The organism is Paenibacillus sp. Soil522, from assembly GCF_001428245.1.
Taxonomy (GTDB): Bacteria; Bacillota; Bacilli; order Paenibacillales; family Paenibacillaceae; genus Pristimantibacillus.
The window spans coordinates 167,310-182,542 of sequence record NZ_LMRV01000033.1; the positions used below are offsets into that span (position 1 = coordinate 167,310).

Annotated in this window: 13 protein-coding genes; 10 read left to right on the plus strand and 3 right to left on the minus strand. The window is 47.4% G+C overall.

Translation table 11 applies throughout. The features are described 5' to 3' along the window. From ASG81_RS09525 to ASG81_RS09535, 3 genes are all read left to right on the plus strand, one after another. Positions 1–882 carry a carbohydrate ABC transporter permease gene (locus ASG81_RS09525; protein WP_056632471.1) on the plus strand — a complete coding sequence of 294 codons (882 nt, stop codon included), beginning with the start codon at positions 1–3 and terminating at the stop codon, positions 880–882. Positions 883–975: 93 nt separating this feature from the next. Continuing rightward, positions 976–2,529: an ABC transporter substrate-binding protein gene (locus tag ASG81_RS09530; RefSeq protein ID WP_442952847.1), complete on the plus strand. Its 1,554-nt coding sequence runs from the start codon at positions 976–978 to the stop codon at positions 2,527–2,529. 79 nt (positions 2,530–2,608) lie between these two features. Further along, positions 2,609–4,099 carry a glycoside hydrolase family 32 protein gene (locus tag ASG81_RS09535; protein WP_056632479.1) on the plus strand — a complete coding sequence of 497 codons (1,491 nt, stop codon included), beginning with the start codon at positions 2,609–2,611 and terminating at the stop codon, positions 4,097–4,099. Positions 4,100–4,255: 156 nt separating this feature from the next. On the opposite strand, the gene ASG81_RS32635 is transcribed toward ASG81_RS09535, so the two are convergent. The 3 genes from ASG81_RS32635 to ASG81_RS09550 all read right to left on the minus strand — a co-directional run bounded on the left by ASG81_RS32635 (position 4,256) and on the right by ASG81_RS09550 (position 7,185). After that, positions 4,256–4,495 carry a hypothetical protein gene (locus ASG81_RS32635; RefSeq protein WP_056632482.1) on the minus strand — a complete coding sequence of 80 codons (240 nt, stop codon included), beginning with the start codon at positions 4,493–4,495 and terminating at the stop codon, positions 4,256–4,258. Between the two features lie 216 nt (positions 4,496–4,711). Further along, positions 4,712–5,461 (minus strand): response regulator transcription factor, encoded by a 750-nt coding sequence (locus ASG81_RS09545; RefSeq protein ID WP_056632485.1) that lies wholly within the window; start codon positions 5,459–5,461, stop codon positions 4,712–4,714. Continuing rightward, a complete protein-coding gene (locus tag ASG81_RS09550) occupies positions 5,458–7,185 on the minus strand; it encodes a cache domain-containing sensor histidine kinase (RefSeq protein ID WP_056632489.1) in 1,728 nt (575 codons plus the stop codon). The genes ASG81_RS09545 and ASG81_RS09550 overlap by 4 nt, the downstream gene beginning before the upstream one ends. Positions 7,186–7,418: 233 nt before the next feature. Here ASG81_RS09550 and ASG81_RS09555 point away from each other — a divergent pair, with 233 nt between their 5' ends. The 7 genes from ASG81_RS09555 to ASG81_RS09585 all read left to right on the plus strand — a co-directional run bounded on the left by ASG81_RS09555 (position 7,419) and on the right by ASG81_RS09585 (position 15,215). Continuing rightward, positions 7,419–8,510 (plus strand): BMP family lipoprotein, encoded by a 1,092-nt coding sequence (locus tag ASG81_RS09555; protein ID WP_056632491.1) that lies wholly within the window; start codon positions 7,419–7,421, stop codon positions 8,508–8,510. A 112-nt stretch (positions 8,511–8,622) separates the two neighbouring features. Then, a complete protein-coding gene (locus tag ASG81_RS09560) occupies positions 8,623–9,675 on the plus strand; it encodes a BMP family lipoprotein (RefSeq protein ID WP_056632495.1) in 1,053 nt (350 codons plus the stop codon). 11 nt (positions 9,676–9,686) lie between these two features. Next, entirely contained in the window at positions 9,687–11,240 is a 1,554-nt protein-coding gene (locus tag ASG81_RS09565) for an ABC transporter ATP-binding protein (RefSeq protein ID WP_056632498.1), read from the plus strand. After that, complete coding sequence (locus ASG81_RS09570; RefSeq protein ID WP_056632501.1) at positions 11,237–12,289, plus strand: ABC transporter permease; 1,053 nt, start codon at positions 11,237–11,239, stop codon at positions 12,287–12,289. The genes ASG81_RS09565 and ASG81_RS09570 overlap by 4 nt, the downstream gene beginning before the upstream one ends. Before the next feature lies 1 nt (position 12,290). Then, positions 12,291–13,229 carry an ABC transporter permease gene (locus ASG81_RS09575; protein WP_056632503.1) on the plus strand — a complete coding sequence of 313 codons (939 nt, stop codon included), beginning with the start codon at positions 12,291–12,293 and terminating at the stop codon, positions 13,227–13,229. Between the two features lie 57 nt (positions 13,230–13,286). After that, positions 13,287–14,264, plus strand: coding sequence for a nucleoside hydrolase (locus ASG81_RS09580; protein WP_056632506.1), 978 nt, complete (start codon positions 13,287–13,289; stop codon positions 14,262–14,264). Positions 14,265–14,273: 9 nt separating this feature from the next. Continuing rightward, positions 14,274–15,215: an EamA family transporter gene (locus tag ASG81_RS09585; RefSeq protein ID WP_056632510.1), complete on the plus strand. Its 942-nt coding sequence runs from the start codon at positions 14,274–14,276 to the stop codon at positions 15,213–15,215. Positions 15,216–15,233: the final 18 nt, after the last annotated feature.

Below are 15,233 nucleotides of genomic sequence, written 5' to 3' on the forward strand. Positions count from 1 at the left end.
ATGACTATTAAGCCTACGCGATTGGACCGCGTTGTTCTGACGATCACCTATATCTTGTTAACACTTGCTGTATTGCTGGTGTTAGGTCCTTTGTTGTACGTAGCCATGGCGTCTTTCATGGAACCGACGGCATTGCTGAATAAAGGAATTTCTTTTAATCTCGCTGATTACAGCGTCGAAGGCTATAAGCTCATCTTGGGTAATGAGGCCATGCTGCGCGGTTTTATAAACGCTATTTATTATTCGGCTGCTTTTACGATTGTTACCGTGCTTATATCAGTATTTGCAGGATACCCGTTATCGATTGATGATTTTGTCGGAAAAAAATGGTTTATGTCCTTGTTTATTGTCACCATGTTTTTTGGCGGGGGACTGATTCCTACATTCCTCGTGGTCAAGCAATTGGGAATGCTGAATACGGTTTGGGCGATCATTCTTCCAACGGCTATCAATGTTTGGAACATTATTTTGGCAAGAACCTTTTTCAAAGGAATACCAAAAGAGCTGAAAGAGGCTGCTAAAGTTGATGGCGCGTCCGAGTTGCTCATTTTTTTAAGAATCGTAATGCCGCTTTCTAAGCCAATTGTTTTCGTGCTGGCGCTCTATGCTTTCGTAGGTCAATGGAATTCCTATTTCGACGCCATGATCTATCTGGAAGACCAAAAATTATATCCGTTGCAGCTCGTACTAAGATCTATCCTCATTCAGAATCAAGTGGATCCGGGGATGATAACCGATCGTTTGGCCATGGCTGAAATGAAAAGGTTGTCTGAGATCATTAAATATGCATCCATCGTTATTTCAAGTCTGCCGTTGATCGTTATGTATCCATTTTTCCAAAAGTATTTTGAGAAGGGTGTCATGGTCGGTTCATTAAAGTAATGAATCGATTGACATATATAGAGCTAAAAATGAGGAGGGTTTAGTTTGAAAAATTTAAAGAAAACAGCAGCAGTCATTTCTCTAGCGACAATTATGGCAGTAACAGGGTGCAGCGGCAATTCGAATTCCAAAAATGCCGATTCTGCATCGGGCAACAGCGGTTCAAAGCCTACACTCAATTTCATGACGCAAAGCGCTGTATTGGCACCGGCAGATCCTAACGAAAAGCTTATCTTTAAACGTATGGAAGAGAAGACGGGTATTCATATCAATTGGAAAAACTATACAAACGATGTGTTTGCAGAAAAGAGAAATTTGGCGCTTGCTACAGGTGAGCTTCCAGATGCTATTTTTGATGCGGGACTAGCCGATTTTGACATATTGAAGCTGGCTAAGGACGGGACAATCATTCCGCTTGACGTTATTATTGAAAATCAAATGCCTAATTTTAAAAAGGTGCTGGAGCAAGCGCCGCAATATAAAGCAATGATTACAGCGCCTGATGGTCACATTTATTCGCTGCCATGGATCGAAGAGCTAGGTGCTGGCAAGGAAAGCATTCATACCGTTAACAATATTCCTTGGATTAATGTGGAATGGCTTAAGAAACTTGGTCTGAAAATGCCAACGACTACTGAAGAGCTGAAGCAAGTGCTGATTGCCTTTAAAACAAAAGATCCGAACGGCAACGGAAAAGCCGACGAAATTCCAGTGTCCTTTATCAACACGAATGGCGGCGGCGAAGATATCGGATTTTTATTCGGGTCGTTTGGTCCGGGACTGAACTGGGATATGACGCTTGTAAGCGACGACGGCAAAGTTAATTTTGCTGCAAATAATAATGGCTTTAAAGAAGGAGTCAAATATTTTAATGAGCTGTACAAGGAAGGTTTAATTGATGTCGAGTATATGACGCAAGACTGGAATACTTATATCGCTAAAGGTAAAGAAAATCTCTTTGGGCTATATTTCACTTGGGATAAAGCGAACGTTACCGGCATGAACGATAAATATGAGCCAATGCCTGCGCTTGTTGGGCCGACTGGCTTAAAAAACGTAGCAAGAACGAACGGAATGGGCTTTGACCGGGGCAGAATGATCGTAACAAATGCAAACAAGGATCTTGAAGCCACTGCCAAATGGATGGATCAATTATACGATCCGCTTCAATCGGTGCAGAACAACTGGGGCACTTACGGAGATGATACGCAGCAAAATATTTTTGAATTCGATGAAAGCGCACAAATGCTGAAGCATTTGCCTTTGGAAGGTACGGCTCCAGGTGAATTGAGAGGTAAAACGAGCGTCGGCGGTCCACTAGCTATTTTAGATTCTTATTACGGCAGCGTGACGACAAAACCGGATGATGCGGCTTGGAGACTGGACGTCCTGAAAAAAGTGTACGTTCCTGACGTAAAAGCAGAAAATATTTATCCAAGAGTATTCTTCTCCTTGGAAGATGCAGAAAGACTGTCTGCCATTGAAGCAGATCTATTCCCCTATGTGCTGAGAAAACGTACGGAGTGGACGGAGAACGGGAAAGTAGACCAAGAATGGGATGAGTATTTGAAGGAATTGGATCGTCTAGGCTTGCAGGAATATCTAACTATCAAACAATCAGGCTATGACCGAAATGCAGGTAAATAATTAGTTATTTAATTGGATAAAAGTATGCTCTAGCCTCTAGAGTATACTTCATCTTTATGGGATTAAGGGAGTGGAGTACATGTCAACGATTAATTATAGAGAAAAATATCGACCGCAGTTTCATTTTACGCCGCCTGCGAAGTGGATGAATGATCCGAACGGTATGGTGTATTTTGAAGGAGAATACCATTTGTTTTATCAGCATCATCCGGATGGAACAACATGGGGCCCTATGCATTGGGGACACGCGATCAGTACGGATTTGATTCATTGGGAGCATCGTCCAATTGCGCTAAAACCGGATGAGAATGGCGCTATTTTCTCCGGAAGCGCAGTAGTAGACTGGGAGGATACAAGCGGCTTTTTCTCCGGCAAACCGGGTCTGGTTGCGATATTTACGCATGCCGATCAATATCCGGATTCTAATCGGCCAAGACAACGGCAAAGTCTTGCCTATAGCACGGACAAGGGAAGAACCTGGTTGCTCTATGAAGGCAATCCTGTACTTTGCGATGAACAAATCCTAGATTTCCGTGATCCGAAGGTATTTTGGCATGCTGATTCACAGCGCTGGATCTTGGTGCTCGCAGCTGGAGATCGCGTTCACATTTATACGTCTCCTAATTTGAAGGAGTGGAAATTTGCAAGTGAGTTTGGAGCTAATGAAGGCTCGCATGACGGCGTATGGGAATGTCCGGATTTAATAGAGCTGCCGGTAGAAGGTCAAGAAAATGCTAGTAAATGGGTAATGATCGTTAGCATTGGAGATAATCCTGAATTTCAGGAAGGGTCAAGAACGCAATATTTTGTCGGTCATTTTGACGGCCAAGCTTTTACGAATGATGATTCGCCTGAGACGGTATTATGGCTCGATCATGGCAGAGACAACTATGCCGGCGTTACCTGGTCGGATGCAAATCGGACGGATAACGGGAAGCTGTTTATCGGATGGATGAGCAATTGGAAATATGCGAACTTGACGCCCACAGATAGTTGGAGAAGCGCGATGACTTTGCCGAGATTGCTCGCTTTGCGTTCCGTGCGGGACGGTATTAGATTGGTTCAAAAGCCGGTAACTGATGTTCAGAAGCTGCGTCAGCAGACACAGCTTTGGGAAGAAGCTTCTGTAAGCCCAGGCCAAAACCTCCTCTCGGACATTCATGGTGATACCTATGAAATAGAGTGCGAACTGGTAATCGGCAATGCCTCGGAGATCGGATTTAAGCTTCGTAGATCCGAGCATGAGGAGACCGTTGTAGCTTACAACGCTATCACTCAATCATTGTTTATCGACCGCAGCGTTTCTGGCGAGAAAGCATTTCATGAAGCTTTCGGCTGCAGGCATGACGTGGCGCTCCAGACGGAGAATGGAAGATTAAAGCTGCATTTGTTTGTCGATCAGTCGTCCGTCGAAGTGTTTGCAAATGATGGTGAAATAGCGATTACCGATCAAATATTTCCAGATTCACAGAGCACTGGTTTGGAGCTTTATGTTCACGGCGGCAGCGCGAAAGTAATCTCTCTTTCTCTGCATGTCCTGAAATCTATCTATTCGGTTGCGATGGCGTAAAGAATGGTTAGAAGATAAGTCGGGACTCTCCGGCGCTCTTGTACTGGCTATGAGCGCTCTCGGATAGAACGAAAAAATTCGAAAAAGGCGTCGAGATCGATTCGACGCCTTTTCGAGCTATAGGTAGACCAAAATTTGGCTGCAAGGATGATGAAGCTACTTCTTCTTGCGTTGGTATTTTTTGGCGTTTTTGGCCGATACAGTACCGGGATCCGAAGCTTTATTTGCATCCTGCGCTGTTTCGGCGTTTTCGGAAGAAGTTCGTGTGTCGCTAGAAGAGCTGCTGGTTCCGTTGGTCGAAGTCGAGGTTATTTTGATATTTAAGGTTGCGACATTCCCGAAAATAATCGTGCCTGCGTTGTTTTCGATGATGACCCGTCCAATATGGCATCCCATATAAGCTTAGCATTCCTTTCTTTCGTTACGATTTGAGGCGGCAAGAACCTATGTTTGCTGCTTATTCTCTATTCTATGATCGGACGGTTTCATAGGTATTGGCTCTTCGTAGAGTTACAGAAGCCTTTTTTTAATCCAAAAAAGAGGCTATCACAGGTCATAGACCTTGCGTGATAGCCTCTTAGCCAAAAGTGATTACCGCGAACGCATGCGCCGTCACTTCTTCAACCGGAATTCGTTAGGGGTCATGCCGAATTGCTTCTGAAAAACTTTGGCAAAATACTTCGGATCGACATAGCCGACCTGTTCGCATATTTCGTATATTTTCAGACCCGAATGCTTTAGAAGCTCACACGCTTTCTCCATCCTAACCTGAGTCAAATACGAGTTGAAGAGCAGACCGCTCTCACTTTTGAAAATTTGTCCGAAGTAGTGTGCCGTCAAATGGACGGTCGCTGCCACATCGGAGAGCGAGAGCGGATTATGCAGGTTGTCTTGGATAAAATGTTTCGCTTTGCGTACGATTTCCTTGTGATACGTCAGCGGGAGCTCGGGCTCAATCGCATCGTTGTCGGCTTCGTTTTTTGGATGGCTTGGTGCTAAAAGACGATCTACGTTCTCGAGAAGCTCATCTGTATCGATTGGCTTCAAAATGTACCCTTTGGCCCCGTATCTGAGCGCTGTTCTTACATAGGTGAAATCTTCATACCCGCTGATCAGGATGACCTCCGTATTTGGCATTTCTTCGTAAATGTATTGCAGCAGCTGCAGTCCGTCCATATCCGGCATGCGGATATCGGATATGACGAGATGGATCGGCTCCGCCTCCAAATAGCGAATGGCGTCGTATCCGTTGTGGGCGATGCCGACGACCTCGATGTGCCTCTCGTCCCATTCCTCCATCGTGCTTAAACTGTCCGCAATGATCCATTCATCGTCGACGATCAATAGTTTTATTTTTTTCATGTCGGCTCCTTCCTCGGCAGCTTGAACGTTACGGTCATGCCTTGCCCTCGTTCGCTTTCCGCGTGTATGCCGTAATTCGGTCCAAAATACAGCTTAATGCGCGATTGTACATTAAATAAACCTACTTTTCCATGATGCTTGGCCAGCTCGACCGCCCGGTGCTCCAGATCGTCATTCAGCTGCTGAATCGCCTCCGCATGCATACCGACGCCTTGGTCGCTGACGCTGATGTAGACGTCATCGCCATCTAGCCAGCCCTTCACCTCGATTTTACCGGCATGCTGCTTCGGATCGAGTCCATGAATGACGGCGTTCTCAATGACGGGCTGCAAAATCCATTTGATCGTATACAGGTCAAGCAGCTGCGGATCGAGCTGAATGTCGTATTCAAAGCCTTCCTTCATCCGCAGCTTGTGTATTTCGAGATATTGGCGCGCGTAAGCGGCCTCTTTCTCGATCGGAATCATATCATCGAAGGTGCTGATGCTCATCCGCAGCAACTTGCCGAGCAGAACAATCATCCTGCTGATTTCCTGCTGCTTAGTTTTGCGGGCCAGCGAATTAATCGATTCCAGCGTGTTATACAGAAAATGCGGATTGATCTGTGACTGCATCGCGGTTACCTCGGCGCGGCGCTTCTGATCCTGCTCCTCGTACACCTGTCCAACCAAATCTTGAATACGGCTCACCATCGTATTGAAGCCGTGGCCTAGCGCGCCGATCTCATCCCGGGACCTGCCTTGATAATGGACGTCGAAGTCGCCCCGGCCAACCTTTCTCATCAGATTGCGGAGCTGCAAAATAGGCTTGGAAATTCTGTCCGATAAAATGAGCGAAACGATCACGCATACGACAATGCTGCCGATCGTAATCGAGTACGCAACCTGACGGAGGCCGTAAATCGGCTTGTAGAGCTCGCTTTTTAAAAAATAGGCTGTAAAATTCCAATCCGTCGTTTTGTCGTAGCGCTGGATGAGAAAGTAATTTTGCTCCAGACGTTTGTAATCTTCCTCTACAAAGAGACCGGCGGGATACGGGTATAGGATTTCTCCAACCCGGTCGGTAATAATAACACCGGAAGCGTAATCGTTGTAAATGTCGCCCATCAGGAAAATGTTTTTCAACAAATCCCGCAGCACTTCGATTTTAAAATCGATGATCAAAACGCCCTGAGCTTCGGACCCCGGGTTACCGATGCTGCGGATGAATGAAAAGACGGGTTGAGCCGGCCCGCGAGCGCTATAGGACCGGTCGTGCATCTGGGAAATCGAATACAAGCTCGTCTTGTCCTCGCTTGCAGGAAGCCAATGAAAGTCGCTTTGCCGGGCGGCACCGCGACGTAATTCATAGCCATAAGCATGGATGAGGCCGCGGTCGTTAATCAGTGTCATCCCGATATTTTCCGGGCGAATCGCATGTGTAGCAGACAACAACCGGTCCAAATCGGGGACAAATGCTTGTCCGGCTGCGGCGTCCGGCGAGATTAAGAAAGCCGAAACGTTTGGATCCAGGGCGATCGCATCTCCCATGCGCCGCATATCCGCAATGTAAAAAGATAACGTTTTCAGCTTTTGATCAAGTATATTGATCGTTTCCCTTTGGAGCTTCTCATTCAGCGTGCGTTCGGAGCCTGATAGCGTAAATAAGCCCGACAGCATAAGCGGTATGGTAGAAAGCAGCAGGAACGATAAAAGCAGCTTAGCGAAAATCGAGTTCCTGAACATCAGGTGCGATACCTCCTGCCTGCCACAAGGCTTATCTAGTAATGTAAGTATACCTTAGCAAAACATGCTCAATGCAGGCAACCCGAAAAAACGTGCATGATTTTTACACCTTAATTCGACGGTCTGTCTGTTTTTTCGGCAGGAGTTGCATGCTAAATTTGTATTGTAATCGCTTGCATAGTACAAACTGATAAACGAAACAATGGCATACAACAGTTTAGGGGGGAGCGGTAATGAGACGGAAAAAAGGAATATGGGTCATGATGGCTGCCATCTTCTTATCTCTACTAGCCGGCTGCAGCGGCGCCGATTCGCCCGAGCGGCAGGAGCCGGCAAATGCGGAGAAGCCATACAAGACGCCCGCTCCTAATGAATACCTCAAGGTCGTGCATTATGTCAGCGGCAATCTGGGAGACAATGGATTTTTCGATTCAGCCGACCGGGGACTTAAAAAAGCCGAGTACGTATTCGGCTTCGAAACGTCCAGCGTCGAAGGAGGCGAGGATTCCGCTGCTTGGGAGCCGGGTCTCGAGAAGCTGGCTGCCTCAGGACTATATGACGTTATCATAGCCGGCACTTCGAAAACAAGGGAAGTGGTTAAGGAGCTGGCAGTTCGTTATCCCGAGCAGCAGTTTATGTTCTATGACGATACGATTCAAGGCATACCGAATGTGTACGCGATGATCTGCTCGCAGAGCGAGGGCTCGTTCCTCGCTGGCGCATTCGCGGCGATGGTTACTACAAGTCCGGAGCTGAGCGGGGCAAATTCCGATAAAAAAATCGGCTTCATCGGTGGCGAGAACGACGATATCGTTAACGATTTCAAGTCCGGTTACGAGCAGGGCGCTTTGTATATCGATCCGGAGGTACAAATGGTTGCATCTTACGTCGGCGATTTTGTTAACCAAGGCAAGGCGGAGGAATTAGCGGAGAAGCAGTACTTGTCGCAGGTCGATATCATTTACAACGTAGCCGGCTACGCGGGATTTGGGCTGCTGAAAGCGGGGAATGAAGCCGGTAAATACACGATCGGGGTCGACAGCAACCAAAATCCGCTGTATCCGGGCAGTGTGCTCACCTCCATGCTCAAAAATATGGATGAGTCCGTATTCCGCGCTTTAAGCAAAATCCGCGGTGGTTCGCTGCCCTTCGGTACGACGGAGGTGCTGGGCGTGAAGGAGATCGGGATCGGGATTGCCCGGGACGAGCTGTATGAGAAGTACGTCCCAAATGAAATTAAGGAAAAGATGAAAGATATTGAAAGCAAGATCGCCAGCGGGGAAATCGTAGTAAAGTCCACCCTGAATGGCATTGCTCAGGATTGAAAGGGGTGAGGAAGGCAAACCATCATTTGGAGCACAAGCATGAGCTGCTGGAAGTTGAATGGGTTATGGAAACGCGGTAGAGCTTTGCAACTATTTAAAGGGGGAATTTTGAATGAAGAACAATAAAATTTGGTCGATTTGCGTATTACTGCTCACTTTGCTGCTCGTATTGGCAGCCTGCGGAAAGGAGTCGGATACCCCGACAAGTGCGGGTAATGATCCAGAAAAAATCAAAGCTGTCTTTTACGTTAACGGTACATTAGGAGACAAAGGTTTCTTCGATTCCACGGAAAGAGGCATGCAAAAAGCGGGAAAAGAACTCGGCATCGAGGTGAAGACAGTAGAAGGAGGATCCAACCAGGCCGACTGGGCAGCAGGTTTGGAATCGCTCGTATCCAGCAAAAAATATGATGTAGTCGTTGCCGGTACGAGTCAAATGATCGATATCGTCAAAGATATTGCGGGCAGGTACCCGGATGAAAAGTTCATTTTCTTCGATGAGGTCGTTAAAGATGTTCCGAATATTTACTCGATGCTTTACTCCCAAAGCGAAGGCTCCTTTTTGGCGGGCGCATTTGCATCGCTAGTAACGACAAACATGGAGCTGAAAGCGTCAAACTCTGATAAAGTGATTGGATTTGTAGGCGGTATGGACGTTCCCATTATTAATGACTTTAAAGCGGGCTACGAGCAAGGCGCGCAGTACGTCGATCCGGCCGTGAAAATCGTCGCTTCTTACATCGGAGATTTTGCCAACGCGCCTAAAGGCAAGGAGCTTGCGCTTTCGCAATTTAATGCGCAAAAAGTCGACGTTGTTTATCAGGTTGCCGGCGGCGGCGGACTTGGCGTGCTTGAAGCGGGTAAAGCTGCAGGGAAATACACGATTGGCGTCGACGGCAACCAAAACCCGCTTTATCCTGGAAGCGTTCTGACTTCGATGTTGAAAAATATCGATGCTTCCGTTTTCCGTGCGCTAGATTTATATAAACAAGGCAAATTGCCTTTTGGCACAAATGAGGTACTCGGCATTAAAGAAGGCGGAGTTGGTCTTGCCAAGGACGAGCTTTACAACAGCAACGTTCCTAAAGCGATTCAGGACCAAATGATCGATATCGAGAAGAAAATGCAGAGCGGAGAGATTCAGGTAAAATCGATCTTGAAATAATGGAGGTCATCATGTCAATCTTACTTCAGATGAAAGATATTCATAAAGTTTATCCGAATGGAACTGCAGCCAATCGCGGCGTTGACCTCACGATACACGAAGGCGAAATACATGCATTGGTCGGTGAAAATGGGGCGGGCAAATCGACGCTCATGAAAATCATGTTCGGATTGGAAGCGCCTACAAGCGGAACGATCGAATATAAGGGCGCTCCGGTTACTTTTCACGGGCCAAAGGATGCGATCAAGCACGGGATGGGCATGGTTCATCAGCACTTTATGCTAGCTCCGTCGCTTACGGTATCGGAAAATATCGTTCTTGGCGAGGAGCCGAGAAAAGGGCCGTTTTCATTGTTCAGAGACCGTATGAAGGAAAGGGAGGAAATTGAAAAACTGATTCAGACTTATGGACTTAAGGTCGATCCGCATGCGAAAGTGGAAACCATCCCGGTCGGCCAGAAGCAGCGTGTTGAAATATTGAAGGTACTCTATAAGGGTGCCCGGCTCCTTATTTTGGACGAGCCGACAGCCGTATTAACACCGCAGGAAACGGACGAGCTGTTTGACTCGATCAAGGCGTTAATCAAGCAAGGCTATACGATTATTTTCATCACCCATAAATTACGTGAAGTGATGGAAATATCAAACCGGGTCACTGTGCTTAAGGCAGGGAAAACGATCGCCACTTTGTTGACCAAGGATACGAATCCGGAAGAAATATCCAGACTTATGGTGGGCAGAGAAATATTATTTCGCGTCGACAAGCAGCCATCCGTACCCAAAGATATCGTATTGTCCGTAAAGGAGCTTTGCGCTTCCGACGATAAAGGCGCACCGGCGCTATGCGGCATTACGCTCGACATTCGGGCTGGCGAGGTTGTGGGAATTGCCGGCGTAGAAGGAAACGGACAAACGGAGCTGGTCGAAACGATTACTGGCCTCCGAAAAGCAACATCCGGTAAAATACGCTATTTCAACGAGGATTTGATTGGAAAAAGCATTGCCCAAATCCGCGCCATGAAAATTGGACATGTTCCGGAAGACCGGCAAACGACAGGGGCCAGCTTAACGTCTACCATTGCTGAAAACTTAATTCTTGACCATTACCGGAATCCGGAATTTAAATGGGGACCTTTCCTTAACAAAAAGAAAATCAAGCAGTTTACGAAAATTATGATGGATGTTTACGATGTGCGTGCTCAAAACGAAGATGTGATGGCCGGATCGTTATCCGGGGGCAACTTGCAAAAAGTAATAATCGCCCGCGAGCTTTCGAAAAATCCGAAGCTGCTTATCGCTTCGCAGCCAACGCGGGGCGTAGATATCGGAGCCATCGAATTTATCCATCGCGAGATTATCAAAAAACGGGATGGTGGAGCGGCAGTGCTGCTCGTTTCAGCCGAATTATCGGAAGTTATGGCCTTAAGCGACCGAATTGCCGTTATATATGAAGGCGAAATCGTTGCTGTACTGGAAAATTCGAGCGAGCTGACAGAGGAAGAAATCGGTTATTACATGCTGGGACTGGGCATCAAGAAACAAAAAGAGGAGGTGGCGGCTCAATGAAAAAGGGAAACGCAACGATTTTGGAGTTTGCCGGCATTGCTGTAGCTGTCATCCTTGCGCTCCTTTGCGGTTTTGCGGTCATTTTGGTTACAAGCGATGAACCGCTAAGTGCACTGTCGTCATTGCTGCTAGGCCCCGTTTCCAATCTATTCAATATCGGGACGGTGCTTAATAAAGCGGTTCCGCTCATATTTACAGGTTTGGCGCTTGCCGTCGTATTTCAATCAGGCGTATTCAGCATGGGCGCGGAAGGACAGCTATACGCCGGCGGATTTTTGGGCGCGCTTGCCGGTGTCTATATTCACGGTCTTACGCCATGGCTGCATCTTCCGCTAGTTCTGATTTGTGCGATGGCCGGCGGTGCTTTATTCGCAGCTATTGCCGGTTTATTGAAAACGTACGCGAATGCCAATGAAATTGTAACGACGCTAATGCTGAACTTCGTAGCGATCTTGGCGACCTCCTATTTTATCAATAATGTATTCAAGGATCCGAGCAGTGGCGGCTTTGCGCGTATGCCGTATATAAACTCAGGCATCCTGCTTGGAAAGCTGTTTCCCGGATTTCCGGCGCATGCTGGAATCGTGATCGCCTTGCTTACGGTTGTGGTTGTTTATCTCATGCTGTATAAAACGAAAGTCGGTTATGAGCTCCGTATTGTCGGAAAAAGCGGCCATTTTGCCAAATACGGCGGAATCGCCACAAATAGAGTTGTTTTAACCAGCATTATGATCAGCGGCGCCCTTGCGGGGCTTGCCGGCATTGTAGAAATATTAGGTGTTCATGGTACGTATAAAGATAATTTTTCGGCCGGACTTGGCTTTGACGGCATCATTATCGCGCTGCTAGCGCGAAACCATCCTATCGGTGTTCTGATCGCTTCCTTGTTATACGCTTATATTCAGGTCGGGGCGCAAACGATGCAGGTCGGCAGTGACATGCCGCGCGAGGTGGCGGTTATCATTCAAGTTATGCTGGTGCTGCTCGTTTCTTCTCAGGCGATATTCGTCTATCTGAAGCAAAAATACGGACAAAAGGCGGTGAATTAAAATGTGGCAAGCGCTTTGGTCACAGATCATGGATTTAACCCTTGTCGTTGTGCTGCTGCGTTTTATGACGCCGATTTTATTATCCGCTTTAGGAGGGCTTATTTCCGAAATCGCTGGTGTCATCAATATCGGTTTAGAAGGATTAATGCTCATTTCGGCCTTTGCCTCCATCGCAGTCGGATCCGCAACGGGAAGCTGGGTTCTTGGAACGCTTGCCGGTGTGGCAGCCTCCGTCATTATTTGTTACGGAATGGGCTTTTTCTCGATAAAGCTGAAAGTAGATATTATCATAGCGGGTTTTGCTGTAAATATTTTCGGATCAGGTTTTACGATCTTTATGATGAGCAGAATTTACGGAGCTGCAGGCAACTATTCTCCGAGCGGTCTGAAAAACATTCCTGCCGTCAACATTCCTTTTATTCAGCAAATACCGGTTCTCGGCAAGCTGCTAAGCGGACATAGCTTGATGGTATGGTTAGCCTTGATTGCTGTTATTTTTTGTATGCTGATGATATACCGGACACCTTACGGTGTGCATTTACGTTCGGTAGGCGAAGCGCCTGAAGCGGCTAAGTCGTTAGGCATTCCGGTAAACCGTATACAGTATTCTGCGCTCGCTTGGAGCGGAGTATTTGCCGGGCTGGCCGGGGCTTATTTATCGATGGGCATGACGAGCATGTTTGTCAAAGATATGACAGCCGGCACAGGTTTTCTTGCACTCGCCGTCGTGCTGCTCGGTAATCGAAACCCGGTAGGCATCTTGTTCGGATCTGTCCTTTTCGGATTGGCCAGCGCTGTAACGACTCTTGTGCAGACAACGCCGGGAAGTCCGATTCCGAGCCAGTTCATTCAAATGATTCCGTATGTCGTTACGATTATTGCGTTAGTTTTCTTCGCCGTTCGCAAAAAAAGAAGGCGGATGGCGCTGGCTCAAGGTTAATCATTCGTACAGGCTCATAAATACGTTAAAAAAATTTACGCATAGAAGGTGAAAGCTATGACCAAATCCCGAATGATTATTGACGTTGATACAGGTATCGACGATGCATTAGCTTTACTGTTTGCTCTAAAATCGGGCGATATTCAGCTTGAAGGAATCACCACTGTCTTCGGAAATGTAAGTGTGGAGCAAGCGACTCAGAACACGCTGCAGGTTCTTGAGCTTGCGGGAGCGCCTGCCGATATTCCGGTCGCCATGGGCGCGGGACGTCCGCTTTTTCGCGAATGGCTCGGCCCGGTTGAACACATTCACGGCGACAATGGAATCGGCGGCTATAAGCTGCCAGCGCCAAAACGTAAGCCGATCGAAGAGCACGCTGCCGATTTTATCGTACGTAAAGTGAATCAGCATAAACAGGAATTAACGCTTGTGTTCGTTGGAAGATTGACCAATTTGGCGATTGCTCTTGCGAAAGATCCGTCCATCGCCCAAAAAGTAAAACGTCTCGTGCTGATGGGCGGCGCGCTGCGGGTGCCTGGGAATGTAACCCCGGTTTCGGAAGCGAATATATGGGGAGACCCTGAAGCAGCCCATCGTGTGTTTGAGTCGGGCATGCCGATTACGATGGTCGGACTCGACGTAACGATGAAAACGATTTTGCAGGAAGAGCATGTGGAGCAATTGAAGCGGCAGGCATCGGCTGACGATGAACCAATGGTCTCATTTGTGGAACAGATACTGGAATATTATTTTAAGGCGTATGAGGAGCATAACGGGTTTTACGGCTCTCCGCTTCACGACCCGATGGCCGTTGCGGTTGCAGTCGATCCGACGCTTGTAGATACGGAAGATCATTTGATTAAGATCGAAACCAAAGGGAAATTAAGCGCGGGAGCGACGTTAGGCGATTTGAGAAGAGAGCAGGCAGTAACCAATGCTTCCGTATGCGTGCGTGTCGATTCGGAACGCTTTATCAATCATTTCATTGATGTCCTTGCAGGGAGCCCTTCTTTGCAATCGCAGATATGCAGTTAGGAGATAAAGATGCGTTCGATTGTTATAATATTGCTCGGAGCACTCAGTTATGGGCTTCTGTCAACTTTTGTGAAATTAGCTTATCGTTCGGGATTTTCGACGAATGATGTAGTAGGCAGCCAGATGATATTCGGGATCGCCATGATGTCGCTGCTGCTGGTGGTTGTCGGCCGGATAAAAAATGTTCCGGTGATGAAGGGTGTTTCGGTCAAGTCGTTGATTGCGCTGCTTCCTACCGGTATTACGGTGGGAGCGACAAGCATTTTATATTACAGCGCCTTGCAATACATTCCCGCATCCATCGCTATCGTCTTGTTATTTCAATTCACTTGGATGGGGGTACTGATCGAAGCCGTCGTAGAGCGTAAACGCCCGGGGAAGGAAAAGATGGCCGCCTTGGTGCTGGTGCTGGCCGGAACGGTCATGGCAGGCGGGCTGGTTGACGGGGGCTGGAAGCAATTTACGCTGTTAGGTGTCATACTTGGGCTGTTATCCGCGTTTTCTTATGCGTTATTTATTACGTTAAGCGGAAAAGCCGCTCTTCAAGTAGCTCCTCTTACAAGAAGCACGATCATTGTTTTTATTTCAGCCGTCATGATCATGTTCGTATATCCTCCGGAATTTTTCTATAACGGTGCTTTGGGCGAAGGGTTGCTTTTATGGGGATTTCTGCTTGCTTTGTTCGGAGCCGTCATCCCTCCGATTTGTTTTGCGATAGGAGTGCCTAAATCAGGGGGAGGTCTTGCCTCCATCCTAAGTGCGGCGGAGCTGCCGGTAGCGGTGATCATGTCGGGTATCGTTCTGCATGAGCGCGTAACTTTGCTCCAATGGATAGGTGTTGTTGTCATTTTAATTGGTGTAGCGCTGCCGGAACTGCTCATTCGGCAAAAGCGTGCACGAAATCTTCCGCTTGCCGGAGGACCTGCTAAAGGCCGGCGCTTTTCATTGTAAGATTGACGTAATCAGAGG

Coding starts and splice junctions, on each gene's coding strand:
- ASG81_RS09525 (WP_056632471.1), top strand. CDS start 1: ATGACTATTAAGCCTACGCGATTGGACCGCGTTGTTCTGACGATCACC.
- ASG81_RS09530 (WP_442952847.1), top strand. CDS start 976: ATGGCAGTAACAGGGTGCAGCGGCAATTCGAATTCCAAAAATGCCGAT.
- ASG81_RS09535 (WP_056632479.1), top strand. CDS start 2,609: ATGTCAACGATTAATTATAGAGAAAAATATCGACCGCAGTTTCATTTT.
- ASG81_RS32635 (WP_056632482.1), bottom strand. CDS start 4,495: ATGGGATGCCATATTGGACGGGTCATCATCGAAAACAACGCAGGCACG.
- ASG81_RS09545 (WP_056632485.1), bottom strand. CDS start 5,461: ATGAAAAAAATAAAACTATTGATCGTCGACGATGAATGGATCATTGCG.
- ASG81_RS09550 (WP_056632489.1), bottom strand. CDS start 7,185: ATGTTCAGGAACTCGATTTTCGCTAAGCTGCTTTTATCGTTCCTGCTG.
- ASG81_RS09555 (WP_056632491.1), top strand. CDS start 7,419: ATGAGACGGAAAAAAGGAATATGGGTCATGATGGCTGCCATCTTCTTA.
- ASG81_RS09560 (WP_056632495.1), top strand. CDS start 8,623: ATGAAGAACAATAAAATTTGGTCGATTTGCGTATTACTGCTCACTTTG.
- ASG81_RS09565 (WP_056632498.1), top strand. CDS start 9,687: ATGTCAATCTTACTTCAGATGAAAGATATTCATAAAGTTTATCCGAAT.
- ASG81_RS09570 (WP_056632501.1), top strand. CDS start 11,237: ATGAAAAAGGGAAACGCAACGATTTTGGAGTTTGCCGGCATTGCTGTA.
- ASG81_RS09575 (WP_056632503.1), top strand. CDS start 12,291: ATGTGGCAAGCGCTTTGGTCACAGATCATGGATTTAACCCTTGTCGTT.
- ASG81_RS09580 (WP_056632506.1), top strand. CDS start 13,287: ATGACCAAATCCCGAATGATTATTGACGTTGATACAGGTATCGACGAT.
- ASG81_RS09585 (WP_056632510.1), top strand. CDS start 14,274: ATGCGTTCGATTGTTATAATATTGCTCGGAGCACTCAGTTATGGGCTT.